This is a genomic window from Allokutzneria sp. NRRL B-24872, from assembly GCF_002155965.1.
Taxonomy (GTDB): domain Bacteria; phylum Actinomycetota; class Actinomycetes; order Mycobacteriales; family Pseudonocardiaceae; genus Allokutzneria.
Map to the genome: position 1 here is coordinate 45,808 of NZ_MUMH01000137.1, position 17,208 is coordinate 63,015.

1 pseudogene (only partly in view) is annotated in these 17,208 nt (G+C 70.8%); it reads right to left on the minus strand.

What is annotated here, in order from left to right:
- Window positions 1–17,208 (minus strand): annotated as a pseudogene (locus CCN37_RS30705) (hypothetical protein) (its annotated part extends past both window edges: 45,807 nt to the left, 15,606 nt to the right); the annotation flags it as partial.

A 17,208-nucleotide genomic window follows, 5' to 3' on the forward strand; every position in this document is an offset into this window, starting at 1 on the left:
GACCTCGGCCACCATGGCCTCGGGTCCCTGCTTGACCAGGTTGGGCGAGACCTTGACCCAGTAGCGCAGTTCGGACTTGCCGACCGCGGCGCCCTTGAGGAACTGGTCGGTGTGCGCCATGTCGCCCTCGACCAGCGAGATCTTCACGTGGACGGGGAGCCGGGGCTCGTCCTTCTTGGGATCGCCGGTCCACACCGTGAGGGAGAGGGTGCCGAGGTCGTTCGGCTGCTGGGTTCCCGACGCGTCCTGGGCGGCGATGAACTCCTTGGAGGACCAGCTGACGTCGGTGGCCTCCGTCATGAGCTTGTCGATGTCGGCGCTCTGCGAGTACTTGTCGACGAACTCCTGATCGTTGATCAGCTGGGCGATGGTCTCGCCCGTCCACCGCACCCGCGTCTCGAAGTTCCTGCGCTCAGTGGTGGTGAGCTCGTGCAGCTCCTGGTAGGGCAGTGCGTCGGGCAGCGCGACGCCGAAGGTCTCGGTCGCCGCCGCCAGGCCCTTGCGGGTGGTGAACGTGGTGTCGGTGATCTGCTTGTTGGTCGGGCCGATGCCGCCGCGCCAGCTCGAACGCAGCCTGCGGGCCGCGTTGCCCGCCTCGGTGTTCTTGCCCGCGTAGGAGTACCAGGTGGTGATGCCCGCCAGGGACGACCACAGTGCGACCGCGCCCACGCCGACGACGAACGGCAGTCCGACCCACGCGCCGAACAGCAGCGAGACCCCGACGCCGAGGGCGGTGCCCAGGATGTTGCCCGCCTGGTAGAGCAGCGTCGCGTTGACGTCGACCTTGATCGGCGGGACCTGCGGGACGTAGTTGGCCACCTCGGCGAGCAGGATCTCGCCGAGCGCGGTGTCGATCTCCTCGGTCGTCGCTCCCTTGCGGACGTCCAGCACCAGCTGTCCGCGCTCGACCCAGCCGTCCTTGGCCACGTCCGAGCGGCGCACCGCGGGCCCGTCCGCGACGTCGACCACCCGCAGCTGCAGGGTGAAGCCGGGGCGGAACAGCCGCAGCGGCCCCGACGTCCAGGACACGTTGAGCTGCGTGGTCAGCGCCGGGTTCGCCGCGTCGTGCTGGCTGGGCAGCGAGTGCTGGCCGAAGGCGAAGCTGACGTCGTCGACCGAGATCTCGGTGATCTGCTGGACCTTGATCTTCTTCAGCGTGTCGTTGAGCCTGCCGCGCACGTCGGTGTTCTTGGCGTAGTTCTTGGTCCCCAGCAGCCGCAGCGTCCTGGCCATCTCCGGGACCGGGTGCTCCTCCAGCCGCGACATCTCGCCGACCAGCCGCAGCCCGGCCAGCGTGTTGGGCAGCCCGCGGAAGCGCGGGTGGTTGGTGAGGATCTTCTCCAGCCAGCGCATGCGCTTCGGCGAGCCCTTGACGACCTCGTTGAGGCCGAAGCCGTGCCGTCGCCCGTCACCGTTGATCAGGGTGCGCAGCCGCAGGTCGACCTGGGCCAGCTCGGCGGCCGTGCGACGCGCGGCCGCCGGCTTCGTCGAGTCCTCGCGCAGCCCGGCGAAGTCGGCGGCCCTGCGGCCGTCGAAGCCCGCCGCCCGCAGCGCGGTGACGAGCTGCCGGTGCTGGTTCAGCAGCGCGAGCAGATTCTCGGCGGCCTCGATGTCGCTGGTGGCGACCTTCTCCATGCCGGGCCAGCGGCCGGGCTTGGGCTTGGCGGCCAGCACCGACACACCGGTGTCGTGCTTGATGCCCAGCGTGACGTCGCCGGCGACGAGCATCACCGGGTTGGCGGCGTGCAGGTCCTCCAGCAGTTCCGCCTCGCGCTGGACCCGGGTCAGGGCCCGGTTCAGCGCTGCGAGGTGCTTGTCCGCCTCCACGCGAACCTGGTCCGCGCGCGCGGTGGTCTCCTCGGAGAAGGCCCGCAGCCGCTCGGAGGAGATCTCCTGGCCGAACAGCCGAGGAGTGACGTTGCGCTTCTCGGTCTCCGCGGCGGCCATGGCCTGGTAGGACCAGGCCAGCGCTTCGAGGTCCGCGTCGTGGGCCTGCGCCAGCAGGTCCCTGCGGGACTCCGCCACGTCCATGAGCACGGCGAGCGCGTCGGTCAGCCGCCGGTACCGGTCGGAGAGCCGGATCTGCGCGGTGGCCAGCCCCGTCTCGCTCGGCTTGGAGTGCACGTCCACCAGGGCGTCGGTCTGCTCGGCCAGCAGCACCGCGTCCTCGAAGAGCTTGGTGACGACCCGCTCCTCGGCGAGGATGTTCTCCGTCGTGGTGGCTTCGCCGCCGGCCAGTGCCGAGCTCTCGCGGAACTCCTCGACGGCCTCCATGAGCTGGCGCAGCTCGCCGAGCACCTTGCCGTCCGCGTCGAAGTCCTGCGCCGACGTGATGATCACCGCCGGGGTGGCCGCCCGCTTGGGCACGACGGCGAGGGCGTTGGCCGCCTCCTCCGCCTCCTCTGCGGCTTCCGCTTCCGCCGCGTCGGCGTCGGCCTCGGCGAGAGATTCCTGCTTGGCCTCGTCGATCTCCTGCTGCCGCTTGGCCTCGGCCGCCTCGGCCTGCCTGCGGGCGTCGTCCTCCTCCGCGGCGCGCTGCTCGCTCTGCTGCACCTGCCGTGCCCGCAGGCGCTGGTTGACCAGCTCGTTCGCGGACAGACCACTGCCGCCGTTGCCGTTGGCGGTGAGCCAGGACGTGGGGACGAAGTCCGGAAGCTGGTGGAACGCCGACTCCAGGGACCGGAACAGCATCAGCTGCTGCCCGACGGTGTTGCGCGGCAGCGGCGGCACCACCAGCTGGACCGCTCTCGCGTCCTCGGTCAGCACCAGCTGCGGTGCGTCGACGGTGCCGTCGATCACCACGAGGACGTCCACAACGGACCCGTTGACGAGGTGCGCCTTGACCCGGACCGGGGTGTCCTCGGTGACGACCGCGCCGGGAACCTTGGCCGCCGCGATGCGCACGGCCTCGAGCTGCAACACGGTGCTCGTACCACCGGCCCAGGTGCGCGCGCCGATCACCGGCACCGGAACGCCGGGGACGCCTCGACCGGCGTCATCACCGCCCGTGTCGGGCGAGGACCCGTCGTCGTAACCCAGCGCCGCGCGAAGGGCGGGCTCGGTGAAGAGCACCGGCATGAAGTGGCCGTTGTTGTGCAGCAGGACGGCGTCGGGGACGCCGGCGCGGCCGTCGTGCCTGACCACGCCCTCGTCGTCGACCACGGCGATGGCCAGGTCGTGCCGCGCCGCGATCATCCGCGTCATCGCCGCCAGCATCGGAGCGGTGAGCAGGCCCTTGGCGCCCCAGGTCGAGACCGCCTTGCTCTGCTGCGCCTCGCTGTGCAGGCCGGTGAGCGGAAGCAGCCGCCGCTCTCCCCCGGGCAGGCCGAGCTCGCGTTCCAGCTCGGCGCGCAGGTCCTGCGCCAGCGCGGTCGCGTCGTGGATGCCCGCCGCGGCGAGCTTGCCCGCGGGCAGCTGCCGGAAGACCGCCTCGAACACGTTGGCCGTGCCGTTGGGCACCCACGCCGTCAGCGCCTCGTTGAGCGAGAGGAACTCCAGCTGGGCCCGCGTCGGGACGTTCTTGTCCCCGGTCTGCTTGACCACGTCGGCGGTCGTCAGGGGGCCGGTGAACGTGGAGCCGGGCAGCTGGGAGGCCACCCAGGCCGCGGCGGGCGCGCCCCAGCGCGCCAACGCCTCGTCGATCGCCGTCCGGCCCGCCTGGTCCAGCGGGTTCGGGCCGCGGTAAGCGCGGTCCATTCGCAGACCGTGGTAGTAGCTGCGGACGATCTGCTCGACCGTGTCGGCCCTGGCCGCGCGGTCGGAGTCCAGCGTGGGCGCGGGGGTCTGCTCCAGTTGCGCCGGGCGGGTGTTCACCGCCGAGGCGAGCCAGTGCGGGTCCACCTCCAGCGCCAGCCGCCGCTGCGCGGGGTCGAACAGCCCGAAGTTCACCGCCAGCTCGGCGGCGAGATCGCGCAGCAGGCCCGACTCGTAGACGCGGATCGTGCTGGTCAGCCCGGCCTGGTTGAGGAGATGCCGGAAGCGCGCCAGCTCCCCTGGCGTGGCCTTGAACCCGAACAGTGGGGCCAGTTCGGCCAGCGTGAAGGCGGGCTCCCGCATCGGCAGCACCGAGACGGCCGACCGCAGCGCGGCGTCGGGGGAGATGCCCGCCTCGACGGCCTGCTGGTAGACCGCCACCAGGTCGAGACCGCCCGCGATGGCCCAGGTGACCGCCGTGCTGGTGGAGATGTCGGCGCCCTGCCACGCCTGCGCGAGCGCGCGCTGGAAACCGGGACGGATCGCGTCCCACTCCGCCCGCGCCCGCTCGGTGTGCTCGACCAGCAGCTCGGCCCGGGTGACGTCCGGGTCCTGAGCGACCTGGTGGAGCACTTCGTCGACGTCGACGCCCGCGAACGCGGCGTCGATGACGGCGGAGTCCCGTGCCTCGGCGACGACCGCGTCCAGCGGCTTGCCGATGGCGGAGGAGCGTTCCAGCATCTCGCTCAGGTCGATCCGCATCCGGATCGCGTCGCTGAGCGCGTCGAACTCCCGGATCAGCGCGCCCTCGGAGTCGACGTCCGTCGGCGCGCCCTGCGGCACGATCAGCTGGGCGAGCTCCGCGAACGGCGCTCCCTCGCCCTCGCGCACCACCGCGCCGTCCGGTGCCACCCGGAAGGTGGTCACCGTGCCGTCGTTCTCCTTGCGCGACAACAAGATCTCAACGCGCAGCTGGTTGGCGACGCCGCGCGCGACCTGGATCGGGTCACCGGAGTGCCGCAGCTGTTCGGCCGCCAGCGCCGTGAGCGCCTTGAGCGAGGTGGCCGCGCCCTCCTGGCCCTTGGTCAGGCGGGTGAGGTTGTGCTCGACGCGCTGGAGGGACTCGCGCAGCTCGCTCTCGCGCGCCGCCGCGACCTCCCACGCCCCGACCACGGCGTCGAACTCGGTGCGCGCCCGCTCCATGCGCACGCCCTCGTTGCGCCGCACCTGCTCCAGCGCGGCGTCCAGGCTCGCGACCCCGGTGCGGGGCAGCCGGTTGCGACCGAGCCGGTCCAGCATCCGGCGCACCGCCGAACGCTCCTTGGCGTTCGCGCCGTGCTCGGCGTAGGCGCGCTCGACGGCGGCCTTCCACGCCTCCTCCGCCGCGCGCAGCTCGGCGCGGGCCTCGGCGAGCGGTTCCCCGGTGGTGCGCTGCTGCTCGGCGATGGCGACCGCGTTGTCAGCGGCCTCGCGCGCCCGGTGGACCAGCGCTCGGTCGACCTTGTTGGGGTCGAGCCCGGCCAACTGGGCTCGCGCGTTCACCATCGCGTCGGAGATCCGCTGGGCCCGCTCGGCCTGTTCGGCCGCACTGTCCAGCAGCGGGTCGCTGGCGAGCTTGACGAGCATCTGCCCGCTGATGTCGGTGCGCTGACTGACCAGGACCTTGGCGATGTTGTCGGGAAGGCCGTCGAGGATGCCGTGGCTGACCGCCACGTGCGGGTAGTCGGTGTCCAGCGCCTTGGCCTGCGCCATGACGTCCGGCTTCGCCCTCGGGTCGCGGGCGTCCAGCGCCGCGCGCTTCTCCGCTGCCTCGGCCAGCAGGCGCCCCAGGTCGAACTCCCGCGCCTCCTGGTCGCGTCGGGCGAGGGCCTCGCGGACCGCCTCGCCGTCGTGACCCTGCAGGCCCAGCGCCACCAGCCGGTCCCACGGTTTGGCCGACTCCAGCTCCTGCAGCAGTGCGGGCAGATCGCGTTCGTAGACCTTGAAGTTGAGCCAGCCGGTCGCGGCGTTGGGCCGGTTGCGCTCGCGGACGAGGATGTTGCTGTTGTTCACCTTGGTGGTGAACTCGCGCACGATGAGACCGGCGTGGAAGCGGGCCCGGACGTGCACGAGCGCGCCGAACTCCTCGGTCTTCTGGTCCCCTCGCGCTCCGGTGCTCGCGGTGATGCTGGCCTGGCTGCCCGCACCCGCCGACACCCCACCGGCGCCGTCGACCCCGAGGGCCTCGCCGAGCGCCTCCTCACCACCGAGGCCGAGCGGTGTGGTGCGCTGCCTGTTGATGGTGATGTCGGTGCCGGCGTCATCACGCAGGACCTGGCCGATACCGCCGTTGTCGGGCTGGTCGCTGACGACGTGCACGCCCGACACGTCGAACTTGGCGCGGACCTGGATCTTGTTGACGGCGAAGCCCGCACGCCCGCGCCTGCGCAGCATGTGCAGGTCGGAGCCCAGCTCCGCGCCGTCCTGCTCGTTGACCATCCTGGCCACCCGAGAGCCCAGCGCGGTGACCGAGGTCATCTGTTCGATCGCTCCGCGCAACCGCCTGACCCGGGAACCGTAGAGGTCCGCCAGGAAGTCCGTGACGGCCTTCCTGACGGGCTCGTTCGTCACGTTGTCCACGCCGACCCGGTCACCCGACGGGAACTCGGTGATCGACCGGTAGTCGACGTGCTCCGGTGGCGCCGGCCGTTCCCGCAGCAGTTGCCCATCGGAGACGTGCAGCCCGATCGTGCCCTGCAAGACCTCCGTCGTCGTCCTCCCGCGCCTGATGCTGCGCAACAGGACGTTGTTCAACGGGCCGCGCTCGGTCCCGCTCCGGACGACCTTGAGCTTCACCTCGACGGGGACCTTCACGTCGTGCGCCCCGCGCCAGTCGAGCTGGGTGGTGGCGCGAGTGACGTTGCCCCGCTTGTTGTGCGTGGTGCTCGTGCCGATCTGGGTGCTCGCGGACAGGGCGTCCGGCCCGGTGTCGAGGACTCCCTCACCGGACAGTCCCGCGCCCACGCTGGTGCCCACGGTGGTGGACGCGGACTCCTGGTTCACCTCGCGGATCTCGTTCTCCGTACCGCGCGCCTTCTGCTGGCCGACGACCTCCGCGTCACCGACCGGGCTCACCGAGATCGCCAGCTGGACGCGCTCGACCAGCCACGGGTACCTGGAGCTGACGGGTACCAGCACCTCGATCAGCGAGCGCTCGCTGTTGAAGGCGTCGTTGAGCAGCGCGTACGGACGGTTGCCCGCGAGGCTGGTCTCCAGGGCGCGCTGCACGTTCGGGTGGGCGAGCAGGTTCGGCGCCGTCCTGGCGAGCAGGTCCCTGACCGCCTGGTCCAGCTGGACCTGCTGCGTGTCACCGCTGGTCGCGTCGGTCCTGGACATCTCGAAGGCGTAGACCGCCCGACTGCCACCCAGCGACTCGCCCTTGTCCAGGAACTGCGGCAGGCGCAGGGCACGCAACTCGGCCGATGCCTCGGGCGAGTGCTCGGCGACCGCGGCCACCACGTCCAGGACGTCTTCCGCCCCGGCGCGCTCGGCGGCGTCGTAGACCTCCTCCGAGGAGTAGCGCAGCAGCACATCGCGCAGCAGCTCGTGGTCGAGCTCCTCGCCCGCGTCCCGCTGAGCAACGGAGAAGCGGTGCACCGCCCTGGCCATGACGTTGCGGCTGATGTCGTTGTCGCCGTCCTGCCAGCGCCGGAAGGAGGTGGTCATGTACTCGGCTGGCAGGTCGAGCTTGCCGCTGGCGTAGGCGGCCACGAGATCGGACTCCGGGCTGACCCAGGTGATCTCACCGCGGTGCCAGACCGTGACCGTCTTCGAGGCGGTCACGGCGGCGGCGCGCTTCTTGAACAGGCCGCCCCGCAGCCGGTCTCCCACCGTCTGCTCGACGAGCTCGGCCTTGAACATCAGGCCGGTGCGCAGGTGCAGCCGCTGGTCGGCCTCGAGGTTGAGGATGTCCTGGCCGAAGGCCGCCGTCGTGCTCTGCGACCTGCTGGTGCCGACGGAACCGCTCACCGAGGGGCTGAGGCCCACGTCGCCGCCGATGAACTCCGTGCCCTCGGTGACGCCGCCGTCGGAGCCGAGGCTCCCGCCCCTGCTGTAGCCGGAGCCGAGGCTGGTGTAGTTGAAGGAACCGTCGGCCATCACCACGTTGCCGCTGACGAGGCCGAGCACATCGGTCTCCAGCGGCACCGCGGAGATCTTCAGCGCGTAGCGCTTGTGCGTTCCGAGACCGCCGAAGCTGCCCAGCTGGAACAGCTGGTCGCTGGTGCTGCCGCTGAGGATGTAGTCGGTGATCGCCGCGTGCAGCGACCCCGCGCTGAGCTCGGCCGCGACGGCCTGCCGGTTCGGCGAGTCCACGCCGAGCAGCCGGCCCGCGCTGGCCTCCACCTTGGCGAGCAGCCCCTTGACCGAGACCGAGACGACCTTGGCGTCGTTGTCCCGGAACAGCTCCGGGTCGGTCTTCTCGGCCACCCTGACCGGTGCCTCGGAGTGGACGAAGCCCTCCGGCACGTAGATCTCGGTGCTGGCGTCGAAGGTGACCGAGCCGTCCCTGGCCGCGCCCGGCAGCGCGACCGCGCCCTTCGCGCCGTTGACCCGGACGACCAGCTTCAGCGGCACATTCCACCCGAGCACCGGGCTGTCGTTGTGGATGAGGTTGACCTTGACCTCGCCGTTGGTGACGGAGACGTTGGCGCTGACGTCCCTGCCGAAACCACCGCCGATGGCCCCGTTGCTGTCGATCGCGTCCAAGGCACCGGAGTGGTTGCCACCCAGCTGCTTCGCCTTGGTCTCGGCGCTGGAGACCGTCGTCGAGGCGTCGTGCCAGAACATCCCGTAGACATCGCGCGAGGTGTCAACACCGAGGAAGACGGCCTTGTCGTAGTCGGCGACACCGCCGATGACGATCTCGACGTTCTCCTCGGCGTAGCCCTTGAGCGGGTTCAGCCGCTTGACGGTGAGCCTGATCCCCTCGTGCATCAGCGTGGTGTAGTCGAGGGCCACCGCGGCGCTGGAGAGCTGGTCGGAGATCATCGCCCGGTTCATGGCGAGCAGCAGCTGCGCGCGCGAGGTCAGCTGCGCGCGCGTGCCGGGGTCCATGTCCGAGGGGAAGCCCTCGCCCGGCACCACGAAGTCCTTCGTGGCCAGGGCCTCGACCAGCATCTTGTGCACCGGGGCCAGCAGATCGCCGTCGTCAGCGGTGCGGGGTGAACCGTCCCGGTTCTGCGCGGTCAGCCTGTCGATGGCCGCCATGCCGGGGCCGCCAGAGCGGAAGTGCTCCGGGAAGCGCACGTCCTCCGCCTCGGGGTCCTTCCTCGGCACGTTGCGCAGCGGCTTGCCGTCCGGCCCGATGAGGGCGGCGTCGACGGGCATGCCCGCCCGGAACGCTTCCGCGTCCGGCGTCTCGGTGTGCACCTTCACCGTCGTGGTCTGCGCGGCGACCTGCAGTTCCCTGCGATCCTGGCCGAGCAGCCGGACCGTGACCTCGGCATCGGTCAGGTGGCTGGCGACTCCGCCGCGGTAGCGGTCGATCTGCAGCCACATGCCGGTGGAGTTGGTCGACAGACCGCTCTTGGTGGCCCGTTGCCACGTCCGGCTCAGCTTCGCGCGCAACGCCTTGGACGTGGCCTTGGCCTGTACGCCCGCCCCACGGCTCATGGAGACGCTGCCGTTGGAGCTGTAGGTGGTGTAGCCCCAGAACTCCAGGTAGGAGTTGGCGCCGTCGCCCATCAGCACGGCGGTGTCCATCAGCATCTTCGCCGAGATCTCGGCGAAGACCACCTCGTCGGTGTCGAGGACGACCGGCAGCTCGACGGAGGAGTTCACCGCCTTCTGCCACTCGGTCAGGATGTGCGGGATCGAGTCCTCGACCTGGGCGCGCAGTGCCGCGCGCCCAGTCGCGGACATCTCCTCGTAGCGCGAGCCCAGAGCCGTGCGCAGCTGCTCGACGACCATGTCGGTGATGCCGTCGCGGTCGGACAGCGCGCTGGCCTTGGTCCTGGGCATCTTGGCGTCGATGTGCCCGGGGTCGACGCGGCGGCGCACGACGTCGGTGACGGGGCGCAGGTAGGACTCGTCGACCGACAGCCGCAGCGTGTTCGGTTCGTCCGCGGACCATTCCCGGTGCGGGAGCGCGTCGAAGCGCACCTCCGTCCCGTCGGCCCGGATCTCGGTGACGACGAGCGTGGCATTGCCCTCGAAGTAGGAGAACGGACCCTGGCTGCCCTTGAACGCCCGGTAGTTCTCGCGGGTCGTCTGCCCGCCGACCTGCTGGGCCTGGCTCCACGACAGGACCCGGCCGAGGGTCACGTTGGCGATCTTGCTCAGCCCCGGCACGCCGGACAGCGTGTCGATCAGGGAGCCGAACCCGGCAGCCACGGTCACACCGAGCTTGCTGCCGCGCGCGAGGTTCATCGCCTGGCCCCACAGCCCGCGCGCGTACCTGCCGCGGGCCTGGTCGGCCATGACCACCCCGGAACGGACCTTGACCAGGTCCTCCAGGGTGAGGGCGATGCGGAAGCGCTTCGTCTCGCCCGTGCGGGTGGTCAGGGTCAGCACCTTGCCACCGGGGGAGGTGACGTCCGCCCAGTTGGCCAGGACCTTGGCTTCCAGCCTGCCGCGGGGGACGTCGAGCTGCTTCGCGTACTCGGCGATCCTGGGGATGCCGCTCATCACGCCGGCCTCGGTCAGCGCGGAGCGCGTGAGCTCGCCCGGAGCGACCGGCTGCCCGTCGAGGCCGAGCATCTCGCCGTTGGTGAAGAAGTCCAGGTCGGCGAGCGGGTCGAGCGTCGCGCCCTGCGCGGCAAGCTGCGCCTGGAGCGCTGCGGCCAGGGGGTCGTCGGGAGCGGACGGGGCGCCGAACTTCGCGCGCTCGTCGACGATCCGCTGGTGCAGCCCGTCAAGGGCCCGCTCCAGGACGGCCTGCTGCGCCGCGGCGTCAGTCGGCAGCAGTGGCATCCTCAGCCGGGTCGGGTCGTCCGGGTTCTTGCTCAGGAACAGGCGCGGGCTGTTGAGGTCCGGACTGGTCTCGATCACCAGCGCGATGCGGCCCCCGCCGGGCGTCCTGAGGTGGAACTCGCCGAGGAAGTCCGGGCTGACGACCACCGGGACGGTGGGGGAGGCGTCGAGCGCTGCGACGACCGCGGGGTCGATCGTGGTGGCGGTGCCCTTCGCCCAGACGCCCGCGAAGCGCACGGTCGCGACCTCGAACGCCGTGTTGCCGGTGTAGGGCGGGCGCGTCGGGAGCACCGGGGCCGGGGGTGCGACCGGCACGGGCATGTCCGGCAGCGTGGGTGCGGTGCCGGTGAAGCGCACCGGCATGAAGTGCTCGCCCGTGCTCAGCAGCGCGACGAAGTGGCCGTCGCCGCCGAACCGGGTGAGGGCCGTGTCCCTGCCGACGACGAGGACGTCCAAGCCGTGGCGCGCTGCCAGCAGTTTGGGCATCTCCGTGCGGAGGGCGCCGCCGAGCTGGTCGTGGTTGCGCCAGTCGCCGAGCGCGCCCTGGCGCTGCGCCTCGCTGCGCAAACCCTCCACCAGCGGGAACAGGGTGCGCTCGGCCGCGGGAAGACCCAGCTCAGCCGTCAGCGCGGCCATCATGTCCTTGGCCAGCTCCTCGGCGGTGAAGATGCCCTTGTCAGCGAGCGCGTCGGCCGGGAGCTGCTGGAAGATCGCCGCGAACGGGTTGATCGACCCGTTGGCCACCCATCCGGTGAACGCGTCGTTGTCGTGGAGGTAGCGCAGCTGCGTCGGCGTCGGGACGTTGTGGTCCCCGGTCTGCCGCGTCGGGTTCTCCATGGTGAAGTCGCCCGCGTACGCCGACCCGGGCAGCTGCGTCGCCACCCACGCCGCGTAGGGCACACCCCACCGCGCGAGCGCGTCGTCGATCCGCTCGCGACCGTCGGAGCCCAGGTCGTTCTCGCCGCGGTAGGCGCTGCCGAGAGGCAGGCCGTGGTAGTAGCGCCGGACGATCTCGTCGACGGTGCCCGCGCGCGCCTGCCGCTGGGCGGCGTCGTCGGCGACCAGCGGAGCCCTGCTGGGCTCGGCCGGGCGCAACCGCGCCGCGGAGATCGTGTGCTGGGGGTCGACCTCCAGCAGCTGCCTGCGCTGCCACGGCTCGAACAGGCCGTGGGTAACGGCCATGTCCGCCGCGACACCGCGCAGCAGTGCCACGTCGTAGTTGTCGAGCGCGTCCGCCATGCCCGCCATGGCCAGCAGGTGCTTGAAGTCGGCCAGGTCCGCGGGCGTGTTCGCGAAGCCGAACAGCGCGGCCAGCTCCGCGGTCGTCGCCGGGCCCGCGAACATGGGCAGGGCGTTGGCGATGCTGCGCAGTTCGGCGCCTGGCGAGCTGCTCGTGTCCTTCAGCTGCAAGTAGAGGGAGCGGAGGTCGATGCGGTTGACGAGAGCGCGGATCACGTCCTGCTCGGTGATCCCGCCCTGGACCAGGGCCTGCGCGAATCCGTCGCGCATGCCGTCCCAACGCCGCTGGGCGGCCTCGGTCTTCTCGGCCAGCGCGTCGCCGCGCAGGTCCCCCATCTCGATACCGCGCTGCTCCATGGCCGCCCGGCGCACCGCGGCGTCGGCCAGGACGCGGTCGACGTGCACGCCGTAGCGCGCGGCGGTGACCACAGCCGGGTCACGGGCCTCGGCCACCAGCATGTGTATCGGGCGGCCGGTGGCCACCGAGCGCTCGATCAGCTCGCCACGGTCCAGGCGCTTGCGCTCGACCGTCCGCTGCAACACCTCGTCGTTGTCCAGCTCGAAGGCCGGACCGCCGTCGGCGTTGTCACGGCGCACGCCACCATCGGGCGCGACCCAGTAGCGCACCGTTGAGCCGTCGGGCTCGGTCAGCGTCAGCAACACCTCGGCGCGCAGCTCGGAGGCCACACCACGGGCGGTCTCCAGCGAGTCACCCTCGTGCCTCAGCTCTGTGTGGCGCAGCGCGGTGAGACCGTCGAGGTCGTCGAGCACGCCCTTGACCGCGCGGTCGAGCTCCGTGAGCGCGTTGTGCAGCTCCCCACCGCGGCGGACCGCGGTCTCCCAGCTGCCCATGGCCCGGGTGACGTCCATCCGCCGCAGGTCGAGCAGCCGTCCGGTCTCCCGTGCGGCCTGCTCGGCAGCGGCCACGTCGGGCCTGCCGAAGCCCATCCGCTGCCCGACCCGCTGGAACAGGCTCGGCTCGTCCTGCCGTCGGGTCTGCTCGGCGAGCACCGCCTCGGCCTCGTCGTGGGCGGTCTCGGCGCGCCTCAGCGCGGCCCGGGCCGCGGGGATCTGGTCACCGGTGGCGATCATCTCCGCCGCGATCGAGGCCGCGGCCTGGATTTGCGCGACGGCCTGCTGGGCGGCCCGCTGGGCCTCCGCGGTGCCCAGCGCGTCGACCCGGTTCTGGATGGCGACGACCTCGGCGAGCACGCGCCGTGCCAGGTCGTGGTGCTCGTCGACGCGCGCGATCGTCGGATCGCTGTCCAGGCGCACCAGTACCTGACCGGTGATGTCGTTGTGCTTGTTGCGTTCCAGCAATTTCTGGACGGAGCGTGGCAGCGCGGCCTCGGCCTGCTTGGCGGCGCCGAGGAACGGGTAGTCGGTGTCGAACTTCGCCCGCTTCTCGAACGGGGTCTCTTCGGCGTCGGCTGCCCGGGCTGCCTGGTCGATGAGCTGGTCAAGGTTGAAGCGGGGGGAGTTCTGCTCCCGCTCCCGCAGCTTCGCGGCGATCTTGTCGGGACTCAGCGCCGCCAGGCCCAGCACCGAGTCGCGGTCCCAGGCGTCCGGGTTCTCCAGCATCGCCAGCAGCGCGGGCACGTCCTGCGAGAAGACCTTGAACTGGACCGTGCCGCGCGCGGCGTTCGGCCGGTAGACGCTGTTCTTCAGCGTCTTGGTGCCATCGAGGGCCACCCGGTGCCGGGTGCCCTGGAAGTCCACGTGGTAGAAGGCGAACACGTCGACGACCTCGCCGACGATCTTGTGGAAGTGCTCCTCCCTGGTGCCTCCCCACACGCTCAGCCCGCGTCCGCGCTGGGCGCCGACGTTGTAGTTGAGCTTGCCGCCGACGCCGTCCGGCAGGAAGCGGCTGGCGCTCTCGAGGTCCTCACCCGCGCCCAGGCTGAACGGCAGTGTGCTCTGGTTGCTGACGCCGTAGGAGTAGGTGTGCTGGCTCCTGCCGGCGAAGCCCTGGTTGAACCCGTCCGGGCGCTCCGCCGTGACGTGCACACCGCGAAGCTTCATCTTGGCCGTCGCGGTGATCTCGTCGTGCTTGTACCCGGCCCGCAACCGAGCCGGGATCTTCTCGGCGGAGAAGATGTTCTTGCCGTCCATCCACTTGCCGAGGGAGCTCTCGACGTGGTCGGTGCCGACCACCGCGTCGGCCATGTCGCCGTGCTGCGCCATGTCGACGCCGAGGGCCGCGAGGAACTTCCGGAACGGCTCCCGCATCGGCTCGGTCTGGACGTCATCCGTGCCGACGATGTGCGGCGCGGGTCCGATCATCTCTCCGAAGGAGATGTGCGCCGGCGGCGTGGGCCGCTCGTCGGAGACCAGTCCGGAGGCGATCTCGACGGTGAGCACGCCGCGCACCGTCACCGAACCGGAACTCGTCACGTTGAACATGCCCTGCGGGAGCTTGTTGCGCCCGGACAGCAACAGATTGTTGAGCAGCTTGCCCGGCAGCTTCGACTTGTCGACGGAGAACGTCAGCTCCACCGGGATCTCCACGATGTGGACACCGCTCCAGTAGCCGCGGCTGACAATCGTGGTTTCTTGGCTCTTGTTCTCCCCGGTGGCCGAGCTCCCGCGCCCGGTGCCCACCGAGACGTTGTCCGGTAGCGCGCCACCGAGGCCGCCACCGATCGCGCCCGCGTTGTTCACGCCCACGCCCGTGGAGACGTTCACACCGGCCGATTTGGCCGTCTCCTGGTACTCGTAGAACAGGTTCTCGATACCGCGAGCGCGCACGCGACCCACGATCACCGGGTCTCCGACGGCCTTCATGCTGCCGTGGATGGCCAGCTGCTCGGCCGTGACAGGCAGCTTGCCGCCCGCGACGCCGACCGGGACCGTTCCGGACCACAGCTTGTGCTTGCTGTTGAACATGGACTTCATCTGGCCGCGCATCCGCGTGCCCGCCGTCTCGGCGGCGAGCCCGCCGTGCAGGCCGCGGATGCGGTTCAGCAGCTCCGGCGCGTTTTCGTTGATCAGCTCCATCAGCAGGTCGTGCTCGTGGACCTCGACGGGCTGCCCGTCGACCTCGTGCTCCAGTCGCAGCGACCGCACGGCGGCGTTGCCACCGATCGACTGTCCCTTGGCGAAGGAGGCGGGCAGGTGCTGCGACCGCATGGCCACCGAGGCCGCCGGTGCGGTCTTCGCGATGTCCTCGAGCCTGGCCAGGTCCGCCTCGCTCACGATGCGGGTGGTGAGGGTGAAGTCACCCCGCTCGTCCGAGGAGTACTGCTCCAGTGCCGCGGTGAGCAGGTCGACGTCGACGTCCATGCCCGCGGCCTGCTGCGCACGGGCAAGGCGGACAGCGGACAGCGTGACCGTGTTGCGGCCGAAGTCCGCGTCGTCCTCCCGCCAGCGCTTGAGCGAACGCGCGACGTCCTCCATCGGCAGCGCCAGCGTGCCGTCGGCGTAGTCCTCCATGATCTCGGACTCGGCCTTGACCCAGGTGATGGCGACGTCGTGGACGACCTGGCGGGTCCAGCCCTGCTGCCCTGGCAGCTTGCCGCCCGGCTCGTAGCTGACCTCGACGACCAGGTCGAACTCGGTCCGCAGGTGCGGCTGCTCGTTCTCGAAGGTCAGCGGGAGCTGTTCCTCACCGCCGATCTGCGTGCGCGTGGAGCCCTCGGTCCTCGCGGCGTTGATGTTCGCGGACAGACCGGTCTGGCCGAGCAGGTCCTGGAGGGACTCGCCGAAGGAGCCCTCGACGCCGCCCGGGGTGGACCGGCTCACGTTGCCGGTGACCGCGTTGAGCCGGAAGGTGAAGTGGCCGGTGACCGCGTTGGGGATGTTGCCGATGCGGTGGGTCTGCTTCGGCACCGCTCGCATCGTGACCTTGTACTTGCCGTGCCGCCCCGCGGAGGTCTCGAAGAGCTGGTCGTTGGTGACGCCGTTGGCGATCATCTGCTTGAACTGGGCGAACAGCGTCGAGTTGTCGAGCATGCTCTCCAGCACCTCGACGGAGTCCGAGTCGGGCTCGAACAACTCGGGAACGATCCCCTTCACCGCGTCCCGCAGGCCCGGCGACTCGACGGAGGTGACCACGGCGCCGTTGGTCGCGAAGACCTTCTTGTCGGTGACGTCGGCGACCTTGGTCGGCTCCGTCTCCTGGGCGAAGCCCTTGGGCAGGAACACCTTGACCATGCCGGTCTGGGTGACCGTCTGCGGCTTGCCGTCCGGCCCGGTGACCGTTCCGGTCAGGGTGATCGGAACCAGCCAGGCGTCCATCCGGCCGTCGGTCTCGAACAGGTGCACGTCGTTGGCGCGCTCGGCGTTCGAGGAGCTGGTGCTGACGCTGCGACCGCTGCCGCCGCCCTGGCCGAACTCACCGAACTCGATCTTGTCGCCGCCCCGGCCGGTGATCCAGCGCTTGACCTTGGCCCTGACGGTGGAGTAAGAGACCGCGGCGGTCTCGATGAGCAGCCGGGCGAGCTGCTTGCGCTGGGTACCGAGGTAGACGGCGCCCGCGTGGTCCAGCTTGGCGTCGACCCGGACCTGGGTGACCCGCTCGATCTCCGGGGTGCGCATGTCCTGGTGCTTGAGGAAGAAGATCTTGCCGTTCTGCACCAGCTGGTCGATCTGGGACTCGACCATCGCTTCGGTGAGCTGGCGCTCGAACCACCGTTCGTTGAGCACCTGCTTGTCCCGCGTGCGACGGCGCCAGGTCAGCTTCTCCTGGGAGCTGTCGCCCTCCTCGGCGGAGGTGACCGTCCCGCGCACGGCGCCGGTGTCCGCCGCCATCGCCCGCACCTGCTGCATGAACGACGCGAGCGCGTCGCCCTGGTGCTTGCCCCCGAGCGGCTGGCCGTTCTCGTCGTGCAGGACGAGGCCTTCCAGGATGCCCGTGCCGACGCCGACCTTCGCGACGTGCTCCGGCAGCTTCGCGTCGGGCGCGTCGGGATCCTTGCGGATCGCGTCCACCGACTCGCCGTTGGCGTCGACCGCGTCGCGCGAGGTCGGGTAGCCGTGCTCCACCGCGTCTTGGCGCGACATCTGGACGATGAGCGTGCTGTCCACGATCGACGGGTCGCCGACCTTGTGCCCGAGCGGGCTCTGCACCTGGATCTCGATCGCGGTGGGCACCTGCAGCGTGACCGCCTGCTCGCGCCCCACCCGAACGTCGATGACCGTCTTGTCGGAGTAGGTCGCGCTGGTCTCGGAACGGCCCCACATGCGGCCGCCCTTGTGCGGGAGCACGAAGCCGATCCACTTTTCCAGCCGGCTGAGCAGCTTCGAACCGACCCCGGCCTCGGAGTTGAAACCGCGGGTGACGGCGGTGACGCCACCGGTCTTGAGGAACCAGACCAGGACGCGCTC